The following is a 21,232-nucleotide window of genomic DNA, read 5'->3' as shown; positions in this document are numbered from 1 at the left end:
TTCGGCGCGACGGAGAGGAAGGTAGGAAGGGAGTGGGTGCGCGGACGTCGCACCAGGGGGCCAAGTTCGGGGTGCTACCGGGGTAGGGGGTGTACGGGGGGACTGCCGGAGAGGTGGGCGGGGGAGAGCCCCCTACTGCTCGCCCGGTACCACCACTCCCGCCTCGTACGCGAAGATCACCGCCTGCGCGCGGTCCCGCAGATCCAGCTTGGTCAGCACCCGTCCGATGTGGGTCTTCACCGTCTGCTCGGCCAGCACCAGCCGCGCGGCTATCTCCTGGTTGGACAGCCCCCGCGCGATCAGCTCCAGCACCTCCCGCTCGCGCGGAGTCAGCGCGTTCAGCCGCAGCGCCTGCCCGCTGCGGGCCGCCCCGGAGGGCCCCTGCCGGGCGAAGTCGGCGATCAGGCGCCGGGTCACGGACGGCGCCAGCAGCGCCTCGCCCGCCGCGACCACCCGTACCGCCGAGATCAGATCCGCCGGGGGCGCGTCCTTCAGCAGGAAGCCGGACGCCCCGGCGCGCAGCGCCTCGTACACGTAGTCGTCCACGTCGAACGTGGTGAGCATCAGCACCTTGGGCAGGTGCACCACGCCCGCGGGCGGGTTCAGCAGCTCACGGGCTGCCGCCAGCCCGTCCATCTCGGGCATCCGGACATCCATCAGGACCACGTCCGGGTGGACCCTGCGGCTGACGTCGATGCCCTGGCGCCCGTCCGGCGCCTCGCCGACCACGTCGATGTCGCTCTGTGCCGCGAGCAGTGCCGCGAACCCCGCCCGCACCATGGCCTGGTCGTCGACGATGATCACGCGGATGGTCAAGAGTCCTCCGAGGTCGGGGGCGGAACGGGGGCGAGCGGCAGCCGCGCCGCCACCCGGAAGCCGCCGTCGGGCAGCGGTCCGGTGTCGAGCGTGCCGCCCGTCAACCGTACGCGTTCCCGCATGCCGACCAGGCCGTGCCCGGTTCCGGTCGTCTCCAGCGGCGAACCGGGCTTCTCCGCCCGGTCGTTGACCACCAGCACGGTCAGGTGCTCGCCGTCGGACGTGATCGACACCCGGGTCCGCGCCCCGGGTGCGTGCCGGACCACGTTCGCCAGGGCCTCCTGGACGATCCGGTACGCCGACAGATCCACCGCCGGCGGTACGTCCGACACATCGGCGGCCAGGGACAGTTCGGCCGGCAGCCCCGCCCGTACCGTCGCCTCCACCAGCTGCTGCACCCGGTCGAGCCCCGGCTGGGGGGCCCGCTCGCCCTCGGTGCCCTCACTGCGCAGCACCGTCAGCAGCCGCCGCATCTCCGTGAGCGACTCCCGTGCGCTCGCCGCGATCGCGCCGAACTCCTCGACCGCCTCCTCGGGCAGCCCGTTGATCCGGTAGGGCGCGGAATCGGCCTGGACCGTGATGACGGACATGTGGTGCGCGACCACATCGTGCAGCTCACGGGCGATCCTGGTGCGCTCCTCCAGCAGCGTCCGCTGCGCCCGCTCGGCCTCGCTGATGGTCTCCTGCTCGGCCAGCCGGCGCTGCGCGTCGCCCCGTTCCCGCAGCGCCGCGCCGATCACCAGGACCACCGCGCCGAGGACCACGAGCAGCAGCGCGCTGCCGTTGCTGCGCTCCGGCGCGATCAGGTGCAGGGCCAGGCTTGCCGCGCCCGTCGCCACCCAGACCGAGGCCAGGGTCCGCCGGGTCTCGCGCAGGGCCAGCGCGAGCAGCAGGAAGAGATAGCCGATCAGAGTGGGCGGGGGCCACGGCCAGATGGCGAACGTGCCGACCGGATACCCGAGCAACGCGGCCGCACCCAGGATGTCGGCGGGGAAGATGATCCACCACGCCTGCAGCGGCCGGTGCGCCAGCATCAGGAGCGGCGCCGCCTGCGCGACGGCCAGAGCTCCCGCCAGCCCTCCGTTCACGCCGTACTTGACGGTCAGGACATTGATCGTGACCGGGACGAAGATCGCGACGAGGGCGAGGACGACGCCGTACGGCAGCAGCCGCTGCCACCGCCTCGGCGCGTTCGCCAGGAGGGGTGTCGCGGGATGGGACGGGTGGGACAGCCCGTGGGCGAGGTCGCGCAGATTGCGCCGGGCGGCGCTCAGCAGACCGTCGACGGGCGGCGGGGGTCTTTGGGGCGGTGGCGGGGGCGTGCGGGGCGGTGTGGACGGCATGGGGGGCGGGGAAGTGGGCATGGCTCGTTCAGCGTAGGCGGGGCGCGGCCCGGCGGCGTCATACCGGGGTTCCGGTCCACCGCCGGGTTTCTCGTACGGGAGTACTACCGGCGGGCCGGACTCCGGACGTCGGACCCCGGACGTCGGACCCTGGTCGTCGGACCCCGGACGTCGGGCGCCGGACGTCTACAGCTCGGCGAGCAACTGGGCCTTCTTGGCGCTGAACTCGTCGTCCGTCACCAGCCCCGCCTGGTGCAGTTCCCCGAGGTGCCGGATCCGCTCCGCGATGTCCGCGGGATCGCGCCGCCCCGCGCCCACCAGGACGGCGGTCTGCGCGGCGGGCGCCGGCTGTTTCCTGCGTACGGATTCCAGTACGGCCGCGGCGAACGGCAGCGACTCGTGCACCGGGCCGTAGCCGAGGCCGAAGATCACCGCGGCGGGGTCCTGGTCGGCCCGGGTGGGGTGGGGAGCCGTCGGCTGCGCGCTGCGCCGCGTGCCTGTGCCGAGCCCCGCGCCGGGGTCCGCGCCCGCGGTCACGCCGGAGCCGGCGCTCATGGCGAGGCCGCTGCCCGGTCCCGGAGCCGCACCCTCCAGGCCTCTCGGCACCAGCCGCAGATAGCCGTCGAAGGCTTCCGGCGAGCGCCACTCGACGCCGCTCAGCTCCGTCACCACGAACGTCTGGTCACCGGCCTTCCACTTCGCCGTGGAGGCGCCCGTCCAGAACCAGCGGAACGAGATCCGCTCCCCGTCGAAGCCGGCCCGGCCGTCGTACGCCTTGAACTGCATCGGCGCCTCGGGGGCCGCGACCAGGAACCGCTCGGCGGGCTCCGCGGCGTCGGGAGGGAGCAGGGCGCGCAGTTCGTCCGCGTAGTACTCGGCGAGCGTCTCGCGCTCGGCGGGCAGCACCAGCCGGTACGGATCGCAGCCGTCCTTCAGCTGCCCGGCCGCGGCCTCCAGCAACGGGTCGGCACCGGGTCTCGGCACCGCGTGCAGGACCACCGTGCCCCGCTTGCCCGGGGTCAGCGTCACCGACGACAGCGCCGCGTGCGGGACGCGGCGTTCACGCAGGCTCTGGAAGAGCTTCGGCGTGCGTATACCCCGTTCGAAGCGGATGAGCACGGAGTCGGTGTCGAACTCCCAGGTGGCATGAATTCCGGCCAGCACATCACCCATGTGCCTCATCGTATGCGGCACTTGCCCGCACGTCCCCCCTCGGCGTAAACCGCAATTTCCGGTCGGCTGCGGCGGCTGAGCCCTCAGATCTTCAGGACGAGCTCCTGGCTGCCGCTGATTTGTTCGTTGCAGGCGCTGTCGGAGCTCGCACAGCTCACCGAGCCGTAGGCCCCCACGCCGATGGCGGCAAAGTTGCTGAGGCTCGCGGTGCCCGGCTCGAAATAGCCGCTGTGCCCGACCGCGTTGCCCGCCGAGACGATGCGTGCGCCGAAGCCCGGGTCGACCGGATCGGCCCCGTGACCGAGTCCGCCGAGCTCCAGGTTCGGTACGTCCTCGATCCAGTCGCCGTGGTCCCGCGTCGCCCACACCCTGGCCCGGGTGTGCAACTGCCCGGCGTTCTCCACGCGCATGCCGGGGCTGCCCGCGACCGCGATGTCGGTGACCCTGGACGGCAGTTCATGCGCGGCGACACCGCACAGCACCGAGCCGTAGCTGTGGCAGAACAGGGAGACCGGCGCGTTCCCGGGCAGCGCGCCCACCAGGGCGTTCAGCCGGACCGCCCCGCGCTCGGCGAGATTCCCCAGGGCCGCGTCCACGCCGATTCCGGCGGGCGTGGTGTAGTCGGCCCAGGCGATGACGGCGGTCCGGGTGCCGGGGCGCGCGGCGCGCTCCGCCGCGTACAGCGTCTTCGCCATGCCGACGGGGGCGGCGTTCACCTTGGGCGCGGACCGCTCCAGCGTCAGCAGATTGGTGTCGACGCCGGGGACGATCACGGAGACCCGCTGGGCCCGGTCGAGATCGCCGAAGACCTCCGCCGCACGGCCCTTTCCGGACGGGTCGAATGCGAGGATCTGCCGGCCCCGGGTGAGCATGGAGTCGAAACGGTCCATCCGGCGGAGCGCCTCGGCGCGGCCGTCCGGGGAGAGCCTGGAGTCGTGCATGCGCTGCCGTTCGACTGTCCGTGCCGCCACCAGGGCCCGCTCGTTGGCGTGATACCGCAGGGTGACCGGGGCGCCGTTCAGATTGCCGACGACCAAGGGGTACTTGTCGGCCAGGGTGGTGCGCTGTGCGGCCGTGAGCGAGGCGAAGAACTGCGCCAGGCGGGGCGCAGGCGCGTCGACGTCGGGCAGCGCGTGCCCGGCCACGTGGCCCCGTGCCCAGGAGGCGAGTGCGAGGGCGCGTGGCTCGTCGGTGCCTTGGTGGCGGACGGCGGTCCAGCCCGTGGTCGCCAGCATCACGAACACGACCGCGACGGCGAGCAGCGCGCGCCATGCGGTGAGCGTGGGGGAGGAGTCGAAGGTAGTCACTCCGGCCCACATTAGGAGACGCGCGGCGACAGCCGTGAAGGGGGTGACGCACATCACCAGGCTGCCGGGAATTCAAGGCCAGTTGTCTCACGCTGTGTTGGTGCGGCACGCACACTCAGGCGCGCGGAGCGCCCTCGGAGCGTCGCATATGGCCGCCGGGGCACGGCTGTTGTGAAGTCGGTCATGTCGTGGCACTGAGGCGTACAGCACATCGGACGGAGCCTCCATGGCTTTACCCGGACCCGGCGTCGGCCCCCGCCCGCCAGTTCCCGGCCAGCGCCGGTACGAGCTGATCCAGGTACACCTCGGTCAGTGCGCGCAGCGAGTCCACGCTGGCGTCGTGCCCCTGCCCCCAGAGCTGCCCGGTGACCCGCATCACCCCGCTGAACGCCGCCACGGCGACCCTCGGCCGGGGGTCCGTCTCCACGTCGACCCCCTCGCGCTCGGCGATGAGCAGGGCGATCTGGTTCTCCAGATCGATACTGCGCCGCAAGTGGGCGGCGAGCAGCGACGGCGTCGACTCGATCATCCGGTACGTGCGCATGTGGAGTTCGACCGTGACGATCGCCTCGATGGCCTCACCGATGCTGTTCCAGGCACAGAGGACCGCGCGGCGCATCGCCTCGAACGGGGCCTCCGCGGCGGGGCGTCGGCGCAGCTCCGAGAGAAAGTGCGACTCCACCATCTTCTGGATGGCGAAGGCGACCTCCTCCTTGCTGGCGAAGTAGCGGAAGAAGGTGCGCTGGGAGACTTCGACCGCGTCGACGATCTGGTCGACCGTGGTCTCCTCGTACCCCTGGGTGATGAAAAGATCGAGGGCGGCGTGGAGCAGGGCGTCCCGAGTGCGTCGCTTCTTCCGTTCACGCAGTCCGGTCGGCCGTCCGCACCGTCCGGTCGGATGCACGGCCCGCTGCCCATCGGTCACTGAAGTGGTCCTCTTTCCTGCTTTTTCCAGCTCAGCGTACCTGTGAGCTACGTGACAGTCACTGACTAGTGAAATGGTTTGTCAACTGTCAGAGGCTGACACTAATCTCCCGGGCATGACTAGTCAGACCACCGTCGAAAAGGCGTCGCGGGAGCCGCGGGACACCGCCGTGCCCGCACCTGCCAAGGGGCTGCGCGGCCACCCCTGGCTGACGCTCTTCTCCGTGGCCATCGGCGTGATGATGGTCGCGCTCGACGGCACGATCGTCGCGATCGCCAACCCCGCCATCCAGAAGGACCTGGGAGCATCGCTCGCCGACGTCCAGTGGATCACCAACGGCTACATGCTCGCCCTCGCGGTCTCCCTGATCACCGCGGGCAAGCTCGGTGACCGGTTCGGCCACCGCCAGACCTTCCTCATAGGAGTCGTGGGCTTCGCCGCGGCATCGGGGGCCATCGGCCTCTCCCACAGCGTCGCGCTGGTGATCGTGTTCCGGGTGCTCCAGGGCCTCTTCGGCGCCCTGCTGATGCCCGCCGCGCTCGGCTTGCTGCGCGCCACCTTCCCGGCCGAGAAGCTGAACATGGCGATCGGTATCTGGGGCATGGTGATCGGTGCCTCGACCGCGGGCGGACCGATCCTCGGCGGTGTGCTCGTCGAGCACGTCAGCTGGCAGTCCGTCTTCTTCATCAATGTGCCGGTCGGCGTGATCGCGCTCCTGCTGGGCCTGGTGATCCTCAAGGACCACCGCGCCGAGAACGCGCCGCGCTCCTTCGACGTCGGCGGCATCGTGCTGCTGTCGCAGGCGATGTTCTGCCTGATCTGGGCACTCATCAAGGGCTCGGAGTGGGGCTGGGGCGACTACAGGACGCTCGGCTTCCTGGGCGCCGCCGTGGTCCTGTTCGTGGTCTTCGCCTTCTCCCAGAAGAACGTCAGGGAGCCGCTGATCCCGCTGGGGATGTTCCGGTCCGTGCCGCTGTCGGCGGGCGCGGTCCTGATGGTCCTGATGGCCTTCGCCTTCATGGGCGGGCTGTTCTTCGTCACCTTCTACCTCCAGAACGTGCACGGTCTGAGCCCGATCGACAGCGGTCTGCATCTGCTGCCGCTGACCGGGATGATGATCGTCGCCTCGCCGCTCGCCGGCGCCTTGATCACCAAGTTCGGCCCGCGGGTCCCGCTGGTCGGCGGCATGGTGTGCACGGCGGTGGCCATGTTCGGCATGTCCCAGCTGGACACCGGCACCGGCACCCTGACCATGTCGATCTGGTTCGGTCTGCTCGGTCTCGGCCTCGCCCCGGTGATGGTCGGCGCCACCGAGGTCATCGTCGGCAACGCCCCGATGGAGCTCTCCGGCGTCGCGGGCGGTCTGCAGCAGGCCGCCATGCAGGTCGGCGGCAGCCTCGGTACGGCGGTGCTGGGCGCGGTCATGGCCTCGCAGGTCAGCTCGAAGCTGCCCGACAACTGGAAGGCTGCGGAGCTTCCGCCGCTCAGCCCGCAGAAGATGGACCAGGCCTCCTCTGCCGTCGAGGTCGGCATCCCGCCGGTGGGCGGGAACGTTCCGCCGGAGGTCGCGGGGAAGATCGCGGGCGTCGCACACGACACGTTCGTGTCAGGCATGAGCACGGCATTCATGGTCGCGGGCATCGTCGCGGTGGTCGCCGCGCTGGTCGCCACGCTCACCAAGCGCGGTGCGAATGCCGGGGCGGGCGCGGGCGCCGGTCACATCTGATCGCCCGTCACGACGCCGCCACGGCGTCAACACGGCGCGTACGACAGCCCCGCCGGACCCGTCCGGCGGGGCTGTCGCCTATCCGGGTGGTGTGGCCCGCGACCCCTTCCCCGGACGCTGCCCCGCAGGTCAGGGTGCGTGCAACTGATTCGCACCACCACGGGGGTCGATTTCCATGCGCATGACCATTCTTGCCGCCGCCCTGGCCGCAACCGCCCTGATCCCGCAGACCGCGGCCCACTCCGCGAGCTCGCGCGCCACCGCCCACTCCGCGATCCCGCGGACCGCGCCCCACTCCGCGCCCGCCCGGCCCGGTGCCTGCGGAAGCGGGCAGCTCTGCCTCTGGGCGAAGCCGGACTTCACCGGCGCCCGGCAGATCCATGAACTGTCCACGATCGACATCGACAGCTGCGTCCCGCTGCCGAAGGGCGGCAACGCACAGGCGCTCGCCAACCGCACCGGCCGGCCGGTCACCACGTACCAGTCCGCGGAGTGCGCCGAGACCGGCGAGTTCGAGACCTACCCGGGCGGCGGCACCTGGGTGCCCCGGTCCCCGTACCAGATCAGGGCCTTCAAGGTCTGGGAGAACTGACAGGACACGCCGAAGGGCGGCGGAACCCTTGGTTCCGCCGCCCTTCGGCCGTGATCCGCCGTGCTTACGCGTCGCCGCCGGCCGCGCCCGGGTCGGCCGCGGTCACATTCAGCAGTTCGTACCGGTCGATCGCCTGCTTCAGCAGCGAACGGTCGATCCGGTTCTCCTTCGCGAGCTCGGTGAGCACCGCGAGGACGATCGACTGCGCGTCGATGTGGAAGAACCGGCGGGCCGCGCCACGGGTGTCGGCGAAGCCGAAACCGTCCGCACCCAGCGACTGGTACGCGCCGGGCACCCAGCGTGCGATCTGGTCCGGCACGGAACGCATCCAGTCCGAGACCGCCACGAACGGGCCCTCCGAGCCGGAGAGCTTCCGCGTGACGTAGGGAACGCGCTGCTCCTCCTCCGGGTGCAGCAGGTTGTACCGCTCCACGTCCACGGCCTCGCGGCGCAGCTCGTTCCAGGAGGTCGCCGACCAGACGTCCGCCCGGACGTTCCACTCGTCGGCGAGGATCCGCTGCGCCTCGACCGCCCATGGGACGGCCACACCGGACGCCATGATCTGGGCCGGGATCTCGCCCCGCTCGGCGGCCTTGTAGCGGTACACGCCCTTGAGGATGCCTTCGACATCCACGTTCTCGGGCTCGGCCGGGTGCTGGATCGGCTCGTTGTAGACGGTGAGGTAGTAGAAGACGTCCTCGTTCTCCTCGGGAGTCCCGCCGTACATCCGGCGCAGACCGTCCTTGACGATGTGCGCGATCTCATAGCTGAACGCCGGGTCGTACGCGACACAGCCCGGGTTGGTCGAGGCGAGCAGCTGCGAGTGGCCGTCCGCGTGCTGGAGACCCTCACCGGTCAGCGTCGTACGACCGGCGGTCGCACCCAGCACGAAGCCGCGCGCGAGCTGGTCGGCCATCTGCCAGAACTGGTCACCGGTGCGCTGGAAACCGAACATCGAGTAGAAGACGTACACCGGGATCAGCGGCTCGCCGTGCGTGGCGTACGCGGAACCGGCGGCGATCAGCGAGGCCGTGCAGCCGGCCTCGGAGATGCCGTCGTGCAGCATCTGACCCGTCGGCGACTCCTTGTACGCGAGCAGCAGGTCGCGGTCGACCGCCTCGTACTGCTGGCCGAGCGGGTTGTAGATCTTCGCGCTCGGGAAGAAGGCGTCCATGCCGAAGGTGCGGTACTCGTCGGGCGCGATCAGCACGAAGCGCTTGCCGATCTCCTTGTCCCGCATGAGGTCCTTCAGGATGCGGACGAACGCCATGGTGGTGGCGATCGACTGCTGACCCGAACCCTTCTTCGCGGTCGCGTAGGTCTTGTCCTCGGGGAGAACCAGCGGCTTCGCGCGCACCACACGGGTCGGGACGTAACCGCCCAGACCCTTGCGGCGGTCGTGCATGTACTGGATCTCCTCCGAGTCGCGGCCCGGGTGGTAGTAGGGCGGGTAACCCTCGTCCAGCTGCTTGTCGGTGATCGGGATGTGCAGCCGGTCGCGGAACCGCTTGAGGTCCTCGACCGTGAGCTTCTTCATCTGGTGGGTCGCGTTGCGGCCCTCGAAGTTCGGCCCCAGGGTCCAGCCCTTGACCGTCTGCGCTAGGATCACCGTCGGCTGGCCCTTGTGGGCCTTGGCCGCCGCGTAGGCCGCGTAGACCTTCTTGTGGTCGTGACCGCCGCGGCCCAGGTGCAGGATCTGGTCGTCGGTCATGTCCTTGACCATGTCGCGCAGTCGCGGGTCGTCCCCGAAGAAGTGCTCACGGATGTACGCGCCGGACTCGGTGGCGTACGTCTGGAACTGGCCGTCCGGCGTGGTGTTCAGCTTGTTGACCAGGATGCCCGTGCGGTCCTGCGCGAGCAGCGGGTCCCAGGAGCGGTCCCAGACCAGTTTGATGACGTTCCATCCGGCTCCCCGGAACTGCGACTCCAGCTCCTGGATGATCTTGCCGTTGCCGCGCACCGGGCCGTCGAGCCGCTGCAGGTTGCAGTTGACCACGAAGGTCAGGTTGTCCAGGCCCTCACGGGCGGCGATGGACAGCTGGCCGAGCGACTCGGGCTCGTCCATCTCGCCGTCGCCCAGGTAGGCCCAGACATGGGACTTGGAGGTGTCGGCGATGCCGCGCGCCTCCATGTAGCGGTTCATCCGGGCCTGGTAGATGGCGCCGAGCGGGCCGAGGCCCATCGAGACCGTCGGGAACTCCCAGAAGTCCGGCATCAGCCGCGGGTGCGGGTAGCTTGACAGACCGTTCGGCGCCTTCGACTTCTCCTGGCGGAAGGCGTCGAGCTGTGCCTCGCTCAGCCGGTCGAGCAGGAAGGCGCGGGCGTAGATGCCCGGGGAGGCGTGCCCCTGGAAGAAGATCTGGTCGCCGCCCAGACCGTCGTCCTTGCCCCGGAAGAAGTGGTTGAAGCCCACGTCGTACAGCGAGGCCGAGGAGGCGAAGGTGGCGATGTGGCCGCCGACGCCGATCCCCGGACGCTGGGCACGCGACACCATCACGGCCGCGTTCCAGCGGGTCGCGTTGAGGACCTTGCGCTCGATCTCCTCGTCGCCGGGGAAGAACGGCTCGTCCTTCGTGGCGATCGTGTTCACGTAGTCCGTGCTGCGCATCTCCGGCACGGCGACGCGTTTCTCGCGCGCACGCTCGATGAGCCGGAGCATCAGGTAACGGGCCCGCTCACGGCCTCGCTCGTCGACCGCGGCGTCGAGCGAGTCGAGCCATTCCTGGGTCTCTTCGGGATCGAAGTCCGGGACCTGGCTGGGCAGGCCGCCAATGATGATCGGGTTGCGATCGGATCCGGAAGCCACGCTGTTCCTTCGCTGTTCGGTGCTGCTCTACAGGGCCTGGCCACGGGAGGACATGCCCCCGAGGTGTATGCATGTACGCCATCACCATCGTGTACCGCGAGGGCGTAAACGTCATCTCTACCGAGGGGTAACCGCCGTGTTGCGAGACATCACGTCCGGAGCGCGGGGATGGGCTGGTCCAAACCGCAACCATACGCCCAACCCGTCCAAGCGTTCCCAAAGGATGTTCGACTCCGAATGGCGGACCGAAACGGCATAAGCTGTGGAAGGACGTAAAGGGTGTGGACGGTAGCGCGGCCCCCGCAGGGGACCTGCCGACAGCGCGGCGACGTGGCAGGGAACGTCACCGTTTAGGCGGTCTCGGACGCTGGGTACTTGCGCGATCCGCCGCTCCCGTGTGGACTACGGCCAACGCCCCGCGCACGCGCGTGGCTGAAGCATTTTCCGAAACATGATCAGGAGGCAACCCGTGAGCGCGACCGCGGACCACGCGGAGGAGCGGACCAACCCGGCAGCACGCCTGGGGTTCGAGCCCGGACAGGTGGTCCAGGAGATCGGCTACGACGACGACGTCGAGCAGGAGCTCCGTGAGGGCATTGAGGCCACTATCGGCCAGGAACTCGTCGATGAGGACTACGACGACGTCGCCGACGTCGTCCTGCTGTGGTTCCGCGACGAGGACGGCGACCTTACGGACGCGCTGGTGGATGCCATTGGTCTGATCGAGGACGGCGGCGCGGTCTGGCTGATGACGCCGAAGACCGGCCGTGACGGATACGTCGAACCGAGCGACATCAACGAGTCTGCGCAGACCGCCGGTCTCTCCCAGACCAAGAGCATCAATGCGGGCAAGGACTGGACGGGCAGCCGTCTGGTCACACCGAAGGCGGCCCGAGCCAAGCGCTGAACGGCATTCGCCACCCATTCGCCCCGAAGGCCCCCGACTGGCATGAGCACGAGCCACCGGGGGCCTTCCGCGTGGCCGAAGCCTTCCGCGCGGTACGGCTGCCGATGCCCGCCCCCCTGCACGGCCGCCGGCCCGCACGGGGCGAGGCCCCGCGTCCGGGCGGGCGGGTGAGGCGCAGGACGCCCCGCGCGGGCGCTGCGTGGCCTGCTGCGGGCCCTGCGTAGGGTGGGAGCCACCCGGACAGCCCAGCCCGGTGAACGTAGCGAAGGGACGCGTCTCATGGCGATCGAGGTCGGCACCAAGGCCCCGGACTTCGAGCTGAAGGACAACCACGGCCGGACCGTGAAGCTCTCGGATTTCCGCGGCGAGAAGAACGTCGTGCTGCTGTTCTACCCGTTCGCCTTCACCGGCGTGTGCACGGGTGAGCTCTGCGCGCTCCGGGACGAGCTGCCGAAGTTCGAGAACGACGACACGCAGCTGCTCGCCGTCTCCAACGACTCCATCCACACCCTGCGTGTCTTTGCCGAGCAGGAAGGCCTTGAGTACCCGCTGGTCTCGGACTTCTGGCCGCACGGCGAGACCTCGCGGGCGTACGGCGTCTTCGACGAGGAGAAGGGCTGCGCGGTGCGCGGCACCTTCATCATCGACAAGGAGGGCGTGGTGCGCTGGACCGTCGTCAACGGCCTGCCCGACGCACGGGACCTCAACGACTACATCAAGGCGCTCGACGCGCTCTGACCCGCGAGCGGCGGATCTGCGGGCGTCCCGGCCAAAAGCCTGCTTTGGCCGGGAACCGGTCACTAGGATCCACTCGTTCATCGGATGCCAACGCAACGTGGAGGCGCCGGCGCCCGCCGGCCCCCAAAGAAACCAATGGGAGGACTCGTGGGAGTCAGCCTCAGCAAGGGCGGCAACGTCTCGCTGACCAAGGCCGCGCCCAACCTGACCGCGGTCGTCGTCGGTCTGGGCTGGGATGCCCGCACCACCACCGGTGGTGACTTCGACCTCGACGCCAGCGCCCTGCTGACGAACGCGGAGGGCAAGGTCGGCAACGACGGCAACTTCGTCTTCTTCAACAACCTCAAGAGCCCCGACGGCTCCGTCGAGCACACCGGTGACAACCTCACCGGTGAGGGCGAGGGCGACGACGAAGTCATCAAGGTGAACCTGTCCGGCGTTCCTGCCGACGTCGACAAGATCGTCTTCCCGGTCTCGATCTACGAGGCCGAGACCCGCCAGCAGAGCTTCGGCCAGGTGCGCAACGCGTACATCCGCGTCGTCAACCAGGCCGACAACAGCGAGCTGGCGCGCTACGACCTGAGCGAGGACGCCTCGACGGAGACCGCCATGGTCTTCGGCGAGCTGTACCGCAACGGGGCGGAGTGGAAGTTCCGTGCCATCGGTCAGGGATACGCCTCGGGGCTGCGCGGCATCGCGCAGGACTTCGGCGTCAACGTCTGAGAAGGCGCGGCCGGGCCGAGCCGTCGAGGAGCGACCCGGGTCACGTAGGCATGCATCCCGTCCGGCGCCGCACCCTGTGCGGCGCCGGACGCGCTCAAAGCCGGCTCGCCGGCTCGCCGGCTCAACAGACGGTTCATCGACTCGGGGAGGACACACCATGGGCGTCACACTCGCCAAGGGAGGCAACGTCTCCCTCTCCAAGGCCGCACCCAACCTCACCCAGGTGCTGGTCGGGCTCGGCTGGGACGCACGATCCACCACGGGGGCCGACTTCGACCTCGACGCCAGCGCGCTGCTGTGCCAGTCGGGCCGGGTGCTCGGCGACGAATGGTTCGTGTTCTACAACAACCTCACGAGCCCCGACGGCTCCGTGGAGCACACCGGTGACAACCTCACGGGTGAGGGCGAGGGCGACGACGAGTCGGTCATCGTGAACCTCACTCAGGTGCCCGCGCACTGCGACAAGATCATTTTTCCGGTCTCGATCCATGACGCGGACAACCGGGGGCAGACCTTCGGCCAGGTCGGCAATGCGTTCATTCGCGTGGTCAACCAGGCGGACGGCCAGGAGCTCGCGCGTTACGACCTCACCGAGGACGCGTCGACGGAAACCGCGATGATCTTCGGCGAGCTCTATCGCTACAACGGCGAGTGGAAGTTCCGTGCAGTGGGACAGGGGTACGCGTCGGGACTGCGCGGTATCGCTCTAGACTTCGGGGTCAACGTTTCGTAAAGCCGCGCACGGCGCGGGGGAGCCCCGTACTCACCCGGGGGAGACCCGTTCATACACGATGAGGTAGCCAGTGCTTCTGAAAACCTTCGGCTGGTCGTTCGCGATTACCGCGCTCGGCCTGGTCGCAGCGATGTTCTACGGAGGGTGGCAGGCTCTCGGCGTAGTCGCGATCCTTTCCGTCCTGGAGATCTCGCTGTCCTTCGACAACGCGGTGGTCAACGCCGGGATCCTGAAGAAGATGAGTGCCTTCTGGCAGAAGATCTTCCTCACGGTCGGCGTGCTCATCGCGGTCTTCGGCATGCGGCTGGTGTTCCCCGTCGTGATCGTGGCCGTCACCGCCAAGATGGGTCCGATCGAAGCGGTCGATCTTTCGTTCAACCAGCCCGACCGCTACCAGCAACTCGTCACGGACGCCCACCCGGCGATTGCCGCCTTCGGTGGCATGTTCCTTCTGATGATCTTCCTCGACTTCATTTTCGAGGAGCGTGACATCCAGTGGCTGCGCTGGATCGAGCGCCCGCTCGCCAAGCTCGGCAAGGTCGACATGCTGTCGGTCTGCATCGCGCTGATCGTGCTGCTGATCGCGGCCCTGACCTTCGCGACGAACGCGCACCAGCACGGCGGCGGCCACGCGGACAAGGCGGAGACCGTACTGCTCGCCGGAGTCGCGGGTCTGATCACATACCTCATCGTCGGCGGTCTCTCGGGCTTCTTCGAGAACAGACTGGAGGAAGAGGAGGAGCGGGAGGCCGAGGCCGAGGAGGAGGCCAGGAAGAGCGGCAAGAAGATGTCCGCGATCGCGCTTTCCGGCAAGGCCGCGTTCTTCATGTTCCTGTACCTGGAAGTGCTCGACGCCTCCTTCTCGTTCGACGGTGTCATCGGCGCCTTCGCCATCACCAACGAGATCGTGCTGATGGCCCTCGGCCTCGGTATCGGCGCCATGTACGTCCGTTCACTGACGGTCTACCTGGTCCGTCAGGGCACGCTCGACGACTACGTCTACCTGGAGCACGGCGCCCACTACGCCATCGGCGCGCTGGCGGTCATTCTCCTCGTCACCATCCAGTACCAGATCAACGAGATCATCACCGGGCTCGTCGGCGTCGTGCTGATCGCCTGGTCCTTCTGGTCCTCGGTCCGGCGCAACAAGGCGCTGGAGGCCGCGGGCGGGGGCGACGACGCGGATTCCAGGGAAGAGGTTCCGTCCGGGGTGTGACCCGGCAGGAATATCCGTCCGGGGTGTGACCCGGGGGGAATTGAGGAACGCTCTCAGCGGGGCGGTCCGCACGGCGACGGTTCTCCGGTATCACCGGGACCCGGCCCGGCGGCCGCCCCGCAGTGATGTGGGTGACCTGTGCGACGCACGGGACGGCCGCGGGGCCGGGGAACTTTTTCTACCGATAGGTGTGGGGGTTGGGGATGGCGTTCTGGGACAGCTTGTGGCCGCGACGTGAGGCACAGTTCGAGTCGGGCAGCGCGTCGACCAATTCCATCGTGCTCTCCAAGCGGCACGCCACGGTCTCGCTCACCAAACAGGGCGCGCTGACCGGCAATCTGCGGGTCAACCTCTCCTGGCGGATGCGTACGTCGGACATCGAGGGCAGATCGCGGCAGAGCGGCCGGCTGCTGCGGCCCATGAACCTCTTCAAGCCCGACGTGGTCCAGGCGCACACCCAGGGCGTGGTCAACGTCGACCTGGACCTGGGCTGCATGTACGAGCTGAAGGACGGCACCAAGGGCGTGGTCCAGCCGCTGGGCAACCTCATGGGCGACCTGAACGCACCGCCGTACATCCGGCTCAGTGGGGACGACCGCTTCGGGGCGCCGTCGGGCGAGACCGTCTACGTCAATCTCGACCAGCACGACCAGATCAAGCGGCTGTTGTTCTTCGTCTACATCTACGACCAGACGCCGGCCTTCGACCGTACGCACGCCAAGGTGACGCTCTACCCGGGCAACGGCCCGCGGATCGAGATCGAACTCGACGAGCACGCCCCGGAGGCCCGCTCCTGCGCCGTGTTCACGGTGGAGAACGTCAAGGACGACCTGATCGTGCGGCGCGAGGTGAAGTTCGTGTACGGATTCCAGTCGGAGCTGGACCGGCTGTACGGCTGGGGCATGCAGTGGGGGCGCGGCTACAAGTCCAGGGCCTGAGCGGCGCGCCGGACCGTCGGCGGTACGGGGGCGTGGCCGCGGGCGGCTCGGGGCGGCAGATGGCGTCGGCTCTCGGCCGTCGCGGGGCCGCCCCTCGGTTGTCGTCGGGCTGCCTCAGGACCGTATGAACTGCGGCCCCTGCGGCGGCAGCACGAAATTCGGGTCGGGGGCGGGCGCGGCGGCCGCGGCCGGCTGCGGATAGCCGTAGGCGGGCTGAGCGGCAGCCGGCTGCGGATACCCGTATGCGGGCTGCGGAGCCGGCGGGGTCACCGCGGGCTCCGGATGTCCGTAGGCCGGCTGCTGGTGCTGGACCGTGGCCTGGGAGCCGGGGCCGGGGGCCGGTGCGGGCGGGAACGGGGGCGCGGGCGGCGGAAACGCGGGCGGCACCGCAGACGGGGGCGCCGCAACGGGAGAGGGAGAAGGATCGGGCTCCGCCGCGGCCTCCGACTCGTCGACCGAGATGCCGAAGGCGGTCGCCAGACCCACCAGACCGGTCGGATAGCCCTGGCCCACGGCCCGGAATTTCCAGCCATCGCCGCGCCGGTAGAGCTCGCCGCAGATGATCGCCGTCTCCTCGCCGGTCTCCGGCCGCACATCGAAGACGGCGAGTGGATCCCCGTCCGCCGAGGCCGCGTCGTACAGCAGGATGCGTAGATCGCGCACCTGAGCGAATGCGGCTCCGTCGGAGGACGCGGCGACGACCACCTGCTCGACCGAGGCGTCGAGCGCGCCCAGGTCGGCCTCGATGCTGTCCGTGAGCCCTTCGGGGACGCTGCGCTTCGGCAGCCGTCGTACCAGGCCGGAGGGGTGACGGGGCTGGTTGTAAAAGACGAAGTCCTCGTCCGAGCGCACGCGGCCACCGACTCCGAGCAACAGGGCCGAGGCGTCCACATCCGGAACCCCGGCGCCCGGGGACCAGCGCAGCACGGCCCGTACGGCCAAGGCGTCCAGAGGGACGTTCGAGCCTTTCACCATCGCGTGCGTCATGCCCGTCATCCTGCCTGCCGGCTGCCCGCGCGGACAACGCGGGGGGCGTACCGCGTGTCCCGGCGGTGCGTCGGAACCGCGTCGGAACCGTGTCGTCCGCAGTACATGGACCCGTCGGGAAATGGACGAGTTACCCGGAATTCATGCCTGCGGGGAACTGTTGACACCCGTCCGTACGTACTATTACCGGCCATACGTCGTCCGGCCCGTCAGGCAGTTCGGGGAATCACATGCGTCATTTCGGGCATATAGCGCCCGCTGCGAGAGAGGGTCTGTTCTTCCAGGAGCCGTGCGAATTCCGCGCGGACTCACCGGCCCGCGTGCTTTCGGCCGCTCTGGGAGCGACCCTGTACAGCCCTGCCACCAGGCCGAGGCTTGCTGACGACGTCATCAAGCAGGTCGGGCGCGGTGTCGTCTCGATGGTGCTGTGCCTGGAGGATTCGATCGACGACTCCGAGGTCGTCGGTGCCGAGGAGAACCTGGTCAGACAGTTCGCCGACCTCGATGCGCGCGGCGCCGATGTGCCCCTGCTCTTCATCCGGGTCCGGGAGCCGGGCCAGATAGTGGACCTGGTGGGCCGGCTCGGTCGCACCGTCCGATTGTTGTCTGGTTTTGTACTTCCGAAGTTCACCGAAGAACGCGGCGTACCGTACCTGGAGGCACTCGCCAACGCCGAGACGGTGGGCGGGCAGCGCCTGTTCGCGATGCCCGTTCTCGAATCGCCCGAGCTGTTGCATCTGGAGACCCGTGGCGAAGCGCTCCGGGGAATAGCCCGCACCGTCGACAAGTACCGCGAGCGGGTCCTCGCGCTGCGGCTCGGCGTCACCGACTTCTGCTCGGCGTACGGGCTCCGCAGGGCGCCCGACATGACGGCGTACGACGTACAGATCGTCGCCGCCGTCATCGGTGACGTGGTCAATGTCCTGGGCCGGGCGGACGGCACGGGCTTCACGATCACCGGGCCGGTGTGGGAGTACTTCCGGCTCCAGGAGCGCATGTTCAAACCGCAGCTGCGCCGCAGCCCCTTCCTGGAGGGGCGGGCCGAGGAACTGCGCACGGCACTGATCGAGCACGACCTCGACGGCCTGCTGCGCGAGATCGAGCTCGACCGGGCCAACGGCCTGCTCGGCAAGACCTGCATCCATCCGTCACACGTCGCGCCCGTGCATGCGCTGTCCGTGGTCAGTCATGAGGAGTTCAGCGACGCACAGGACATCCTGCGCCCGGAGCGTGACGGCGGTGGCGTCATGCGCTCGGCGTACACGAACAAGATGAATGAGGTGAAGCCGCACCGCGCCTGGGCCGAGCGGACCCTGCAGCGGGCCGAGGTCTTCGGCGTGGCGAGGGAGGACGTCGGCTTCGTGGAGCTGTTGGCCGCGGGCCTCGCGGAATGAGCGCGGCTCGGGGAGTGGGCGGGTTTCAAGGGGCGAGAGGGCTCCGCTGGGCGAGTCGGCTCCATGGGGTGAGTGAGCTCCGCAGGACGGGTGTGTCTCGCGGAACGGGTGTGTCTCGATGAGCGAGCGCGCAGCAGGGAAAGAGGCAGTGAACGTGGTGTGGTCGGGCAACTGGGTGGCGGAGCGGCTGGGCGTCGAGCTGGTCGGCGACGGGAGCCCCGACGGCGACAAGGAGCTGAGGGAGCTGCTGGGCCTCGCCCTGCGCCGCAACCCCAAGCGGGCCCATCTGCTCGTGTCGAACGTGCTCGGCAAGCACGTGCCGCAGAAGCCCTCCGTGGTGTACGCCGCCGGCTTCGAACTCGGCCGACGGGTGCGCGAACTCCTCGGTGACGCCGCGGCACGCCGGGCGGTGGTGCTCGGTTACGCGGAGACGGCCACCGGTCTCGGACACGCGGTCGCCGACGGGCTCGGGGTGGCTCCGTACCTCCACTCGACGCGCCGCCCCGTCGAGGGCGTGGAGCGCGCGGGAGGCTTCGAGGAGTCGCACTCGCACGCCACCTCCCATCTGCTGCTCCCGGAGAACCCGGCTCTGCTGGCGGGCGACTGCGGCCCGACAGGCGGAGGAGCCGGTGCGGGTGCGGGCGCAGAGGTGCACGCGGGTGCGGACACGGATCCGGGCGCCGGTACAGGTCTGAGCGCCGGCGCGCCGCTGGTGCTGGTGGACGACGAGTTCTCCACGGGCAACACCGTGCTCAACACCATCCGCGCGCTGCACGAGCGGTACCCCCGGAGCCGGTACGTCGTCGTCGCCCTGGTGGACATGCGGTCGGCGGCCGACCACGGGCGGCTGACCGAGTTCGCCGCGGAGACCGGCGCACGCGTCGACCTGGTGACGAGGAGCTCGGGCAGCCTCACCCTCCCTGAGGGCGTCTTGGAGAAGGGCCAGGCGCTGGTCGCCGCACAGGAGGAGGCAGGCTCCGCGAGGCCGGGACCGGCCGGTCCGGTGAGCCCGGAGCAGGTGGCCACCGAAGCGACGGCCTTCGCAAGGTCGCAGGCAACCGGTTCCGCCGCCCCGGAGGCGGGCGTCACAACCGGTGCCGCCGTTCCCTCGGCAGCCGGTTCCGCCGCCCCGGAAGCGGGCGTCGAACCCGGGCGCGGTTTCTGCACCCGGGTGGACCTCCAGTGGCCCGCCGGTGTGCCCGACGGCGGACGGCACGGCTTCACCCCCGCCCACCGGGCCGCCCTGGAGCCGGCCCTTCCGGCCATGGCCGCCCGTATCGCCGCAGCACTGGGTGACACCCGACGCGTACTTGTCCTCGGCTTCGAGGAGCTGATGTACGCGCCCCTGCGCCTGGGCACGGCCCTGGAGGACCACACCGGCAGCGAGGTGCGGTACTCCACCACCACACGTTCCCCCGTCCTCGCGGTGGACGACCCCGGCTATGCGATACGCACCCGGCTGGTCTTCCCGGCCCATGACAATCCGGCCGACGGACCCGGTGACCGGTACGCGTACAACGTCGCGGGCGCCGGTTTCGACGCCGTGGTCGTGGTCGTCGACTCCACCGCCGACACCCCCGAACTCCACGCCCCCGACGGCCTGTTGGCGCAGCTCGACGCCCACACCGACCATGTGCTGCTCGTCGTCGTCCCCTCGTACGTCCCGTCGTACGCCGCCTCACGCACCGCGTCGGGCCTCACCCCGTACGCCCCCGAACGGCAGGAACCCCCCATGCTGCCCGAGCCCCTCCGCGGCCCCGCCTTCTCCTCCTACGCGCCGGACGACGTCGGCTGGCTGCTCCAGGACCTCTCCGACGTCGAACTGGAGGCGCCCACCGAGGAGCGCGAGGAGGCCATACAGAGCGGGGGCGCGCACTACGCCGAGTCGCTGCCCGTCGAGTACCAGCCGTCCGCCCAGTACCAGGGCCTGTTCAAGGCGGCGCTGGATCTGTCGGCCGCCCGCGTCGCCCGCGCCGTCGGCACCGTCACCGAGACGGTCCTCGCCGAGCGCACCCCCCGCCCCGTCCTGGTCTCGCTCGCCAGGGCCGGCACCCCCGTAGGCGTACTCATGCGCCGCTGGGCCCGGCAGCGGCACGGGCTCGACCTGCCGCACTACGCCGTCTCGATCGTGCGGGGCCGCGGCATCGACGCCAACGCCCTGCGCTGGCTGGCCGCCCACCACGATCCGGCGGATGTCGTCTTCGTCGACGGCTGGACCGGCAAGGGCGCGATCACCCGTGAACTGTCCGCGGCGCTCGCCGGATTCGACGGCTTCAACCCCGAGATCGCGGTCCTGGCGGACCCCGGCGGCTGCGTCCGTACCTATGGCACCCGCGCGGACTTCCTCATTCCGTCCGCCTGCCTCAACTCCACCGTGTCCGGGCTGATTTCGCGGACCGTCCTCCGTTCCGACCTGGTCGGCCCCGACGACTTCCACGGTGCGAAGTTCTACCGGGAGCTTGCGGACAGTGATGTGTCCGGCCACTTCCAGGACACCGTCGCCGCCCACTTCGACGAGGTCGTCGACGCCGTGGACGCCGAGGTGAAGGAGCTGCTTGCGGTCGACCGCGCCCCGACCTGGGAGGGCTGGGCCGCCGTGGAGCGCATCAGCGAGGAGTACGGAATCCATGATGTGAACCTGGTCAAGCCGGGTGTCGGCGAGACGACCCGCGTACTGCTGCGCCGCGTCCCGTGGAAGATCCTCGCCAAGCGCGGTGCGGGCGCGGACCTTGAGCACATCCGTCTGCTGGCCGACCAGCGGGGCGTCCCGGTCGAGGAGGTCGACGGACTCCCTTACACCTGCGTCGGTCTGATCCACCCGAAGTACACCAGGGGCGCGACGGGCGCGAACGGCAAGGCGGTGGAGTCCAAGTGACGTCCCCGGCCACTCCGGCGACTGCGACTGCTC

General features: G+C 69.6%; 17 protein-coding genes. 10 read left to right on the top strand and 7 right to left on the bottom strand.

Translation table 11 applies throughout. From position 1 onward, the window contains the following. Positions 1 to 132: 132 nt before the first annotated feature. The 5 genes from ABZ826_RS10625 to ABZ826_RS10605 all read right to left on the bottom strand — a co-directional run bounded on the left by ABZ826_RS10625 (position 133) and on the right by ABZ826_RS10605 (position 5,564). Positions 133 to 816, bottom strand: coding sequence for a response regulator transcription factor (locus ABZ826_RS10625; RefSeq protein WP_361445332.1), 684 nt, complete (start codon positions 814 to 816; stop codon positions 133 to 135). After that, positions 813 to 2,159 (bottom strand): sensor histidine kinase, encoded by a 1,347-nt coding sequence (locus ABZ826_RS10620; RefSeq protein ID WP_361445499.1) that lies wholly within the window; start codon positions 2,157 to 2,159, stop codon positions 813 to 815. The genes ABZ826_RS10625 and ABZ826_RS10620 overlap by 4 nt, the downstream gene beginning before the upstream one ends. Before the next feature lie 186 nt (positions 2,160 to 2,345). After that, entirely contained in the window at positions 2,346 to 3,332 is a 987-nt protein-coding gene (locus tag ABZ826_RS10615) for a DUF4429 domain-containing protein (RefSeq protein WP_361445328.1), read from the bottom strand. 83 nt (positions 3,333 to 3,415) lie between these two features. Then, positions 3,416 to 4,639, bottom strand: a complete 1,224-nt coding sequence (locus ABZ826_RS10610) for an alpha/beta hydrolase (RefSeq protein ID WP_361445325.1) — start codon at positions 4,637 to 4,639, stop codon at positions 3,416 to 3,418. Positions 4,640 to 4,871: 232 nt separating this feature from the next. Next, positions 4,872 to 5,564 (bottom strand): TetR family transcriptional regulator, encoded by a 693-nt coding sequence (locus tag ABZ826_RS10605; RefSeq protein ID WP_361445322.1) that lies wholly within the window; start codon positions 5,562 to 5,564, stop codon positions 4,872 to 4,874. A 115-nt stretch (positions 5,565 to 5,679) separates the two neighbouring features. On the opposite strand from ABZ826_RS10605, the gene ABZ826_RS10600 reads away from it, so the two are divergent. Further along, the gene (locus ABZ826_RS10600; RefSeq protein WP_361445319.1) at positions 5,680 to 7,290 is read left to right on the top strand and encodes an MFS transporter; all 1,611 of its coding nucleotides are present in this window, start codon (positions 5,680 to 5,682) and stop codon (positions 7,288 to 7,290) included. 175 nt (positions 7,291 to 7,465) lie between these two features. After that, a complete protein-coding gene (locus ABZ826_RS10595) occupies positions 7,466 to 7,882 on the top strand; it encodes a peptidase inhibitor family I36 protein (RefSeq protein ID WP_361445316.1) in 417 nt (138 codons plus the stop codon). A 64-nt stretch (positions 7,883 to 7,946) separates the two neighbouring features. Here ABZ826_RS10595 and aceE read toward each other — a convergent pair whose 3' ends face one another. Next, positions 7,947 to 10,688 (bottom strand): pyruvate dehydrogenase (acetyl-transferring), homodimeric type, encoded by a 2,742-nt coding sequence (gene aceE, locus ABZ826_RS10590; RefSeq protein ID WP_361445313.1) that lies wholly within the window; start codon positions 10,686 to 10,688, stop codon positions 7,947 to 7,949. A 469-nt stretch (positions 10,689 to 11,157) separates the two neighbouring features. Here aceE and ABZ826_RS10585 point away from each other — a divergent pair, with 469 nt between their 5' ends. The 6 genes from ABZ826_RS10585 to ABZ826_RS10560 all read left to right on the top strand — a co-directional run bounded on the left by ABZ826_RS10585 (position 11,158) and on the right by ABZ826_RS10560 (position 15,943). Next, complete coding sequence (locus tag ABZ826_RS10585; RefSeq protein ID WP_351075805.1) at positions 11,158 to 11,595, top strand: DUF3052 domain-containing protein; 438 nt, start codon at positions 11,158 to 11,160, stop codon at positions 11,593 to 11,595. Positions 11,596 to 11,874: 279 nt separating this feature from the next. Further along, the gene (locus tag ABZ826_RS10580) at positions 11,875 to 12,333 is read left to right on the top strand and encodes a peroxiredoxin (RefSeq protein ID WP_189541777.1); all 459 of its coding nucleotides are present in this window, start codon (positions 11,875 to 11,877) and stop codon (positions 12,331 to 12,333) included. Positions 12,334 to 12,480: 147 nt separating this feature from the next. Further along, complete coding sequence (locus ABZ826_RS10575) at positions 12,481 to 13,056, top strand: TerD family protein (protein ID WP_361445309.1); 576 nt, start codon at positions 12,481 to 12,483, stop codon at positions 13,054 to 13,056. A gap of 157 nt (positions 13,057 to 13,213) precedes the next feature. Beyond that, the gene (locus ABZ826_RS10570) at positions 13,214 to 13,789 is read left to right on the top strand and encodes a TerD family protein (RefSeq protein WP_361445306.1); all 576 of its coding nucleotides are present in this window, start codon (positions 13,214 to 13,216) and stop codon (positions 13,787 to 13,789) included. Positions 13,790 to 13,859: 70 nt separating this feature from the next. Further along, positions 13,860 to 15,005 carry a DUF475 domain-containing protein gene (locus ABZ826_RS10565; RefSeq protein WP_361445303.1) on the top strand — a complete coding sequence of 382 codons (1,146 nt, stop codon included), beginning with the start codon at positions 13,860 to 13,862 and terminating at the stop codon, positions 15,003 to 15,005. A gap of 203 nt (positions 15,006 to 15,208) precedes the next feature. Further along, a complete protein-coding gene (locus ABZ826_RS10560) occupies positions 15,209 to 15,943 on the top strand; it encodes a Tellurium resistance (protein ID WP_361445300.1) in 735 nt (244 codons plus the stop codon). A gap of 114 nt (positions 15,944 to 16,057) precedes the next feature. Here ABZ826_RS10560 and ABZ826_RS10555 read toward each other — a convergent pair whose 3' ends face one another. Beyond that, positions 16,058 to 16,930, bottom strand: a complete 873-nt coding sequence (locus tag ABZ826_RS10555; protein WP_361445297.1) for a TerD family protein — start codon at positions 16,928 to 16,930, stop codon at positions 16,058 to 16,060. Between the two features lie 230 nt (positions 16,931 to 17,160). On the opposite strand from ABZ826_RS10555, the gene ABZ826_RS10550 reads away from it, so the two are divergent. Together ABZ826_RS10550 and ABZ826_RS10545 are read left to right on the top strand one after the other, a co-directional pair. Further along, a complete protein-coding gene (locus ABZ826_RS10550) occupies positions 17,161 to 18,324 on the top strand; it encodes an HpcH/HpaI aldolase/citrate lyase family protein (protein WP_361445295.1) in 1,164 nt (387 codons plus the stop codon). A 118-nt stretch (positions 18,325 to 18,442) separates the two neighbouring features. Next, positions 18,443 to 21,199, top strand: coding sequence for a phosphoribosyltransferase (locus ABZ826_RS10545; RefSeq protein ID WP_361445292.1), 2,757 nt, complete (start codon positions 18,443 to 18,445; stop codon positions 21,197 to 21,199). The last annotated feature ends 33 nt before the right edge of the window (positions 21,200 to 21,232 follow it).

This window comes from Streptomyces sp. NPDC047515 (assembly GCF_040643055.1).
In the GTDB taxonomy this organism is placed as follows: Bacteria; Actinomycetota; Actinomycetes; order Streptomycetales; family Streptomycetaceae; genus Streptomyces.
The sequence above is the reverse complement of the archived record's forward strand: the minus strand, read 5'-3'. Positions and strand labels throughout refer to the sequence as shown.

Bases quoted from the DNA above. Each gene is read 5' to 3' on its own strand.
- ABZ826_RS10620 (WP_361445499.1), bottom strand. From the start codon at position 2,159: ATGCCGTCCACACCGCCCCGCACGCCCCCGCCACCGCCCCAAAGACCC.
- ABZ826_RS10615 (WP_361445328.1), bottom strand. From the start codon at position 3,332: ATGGGTGATGTGCTGGCCGGAATTCATGCCACCTGGGAGTTCGACACC.
- ABZ826_RS10600 (WP_361445319.1), top strand. From the start codon at position 5,680: ATGACTAGTCAGACCACCGTCGAAAAGGCGTCGCGGGAGCCGCGGGAC.
- ABZ826_RS10595 (WP_361445316.1), top strand. From the start codon at position 7,466: ATGCGCATGACCATTCTTGCCGCCGCCCTGGCCGCAACCGCCCTGATC.
- ABZ826_RS10580 (WP_189541777.1), top strand. From the start codon at position 11,875: ATGGCGATCGAGGTCGGCACCAAGGCCCCGGACTTCGAGCTGAAGGAC.
- ABZ826_RS10570 (WP_361445306.1), top strand. From the start codon at position 13,214: ATGGGCGTCACACTCGCCAAGGGAGGCAACGTCTCCCTCTCCAAGGCC.
- ABZ826_RS10560 (WP_361445300.1), top strand. From the start codon at position 15,209: ATGGCGTTCTGGGACAGCTTGTGGCCGCGACGTGAGGCACAGTTCGAG.
- ABZ826_RS10555 (WP_361445297.1), bottom strand. From the start codon at position 16,930: ATGACGCACGCGATGGTGAAAGGCTCGAACGTCCCTCTGGACGCCTTG.
- ABZ826_RS10550 (WP_361445295.1), top strand. From the start codon at position 17,161: ATGCGTCATTTCGGGCATATAGCGCCCGCTGCGAGAGAGGGTCTGTTC.
- ABZ826_RS10545 (WP_361445292.1), top strand. From the start codon at position 18,443: ATGAGCGAGCGCGCAGCAGGGAAAGAGGCAGTGAACGTGGTGTGGTCG.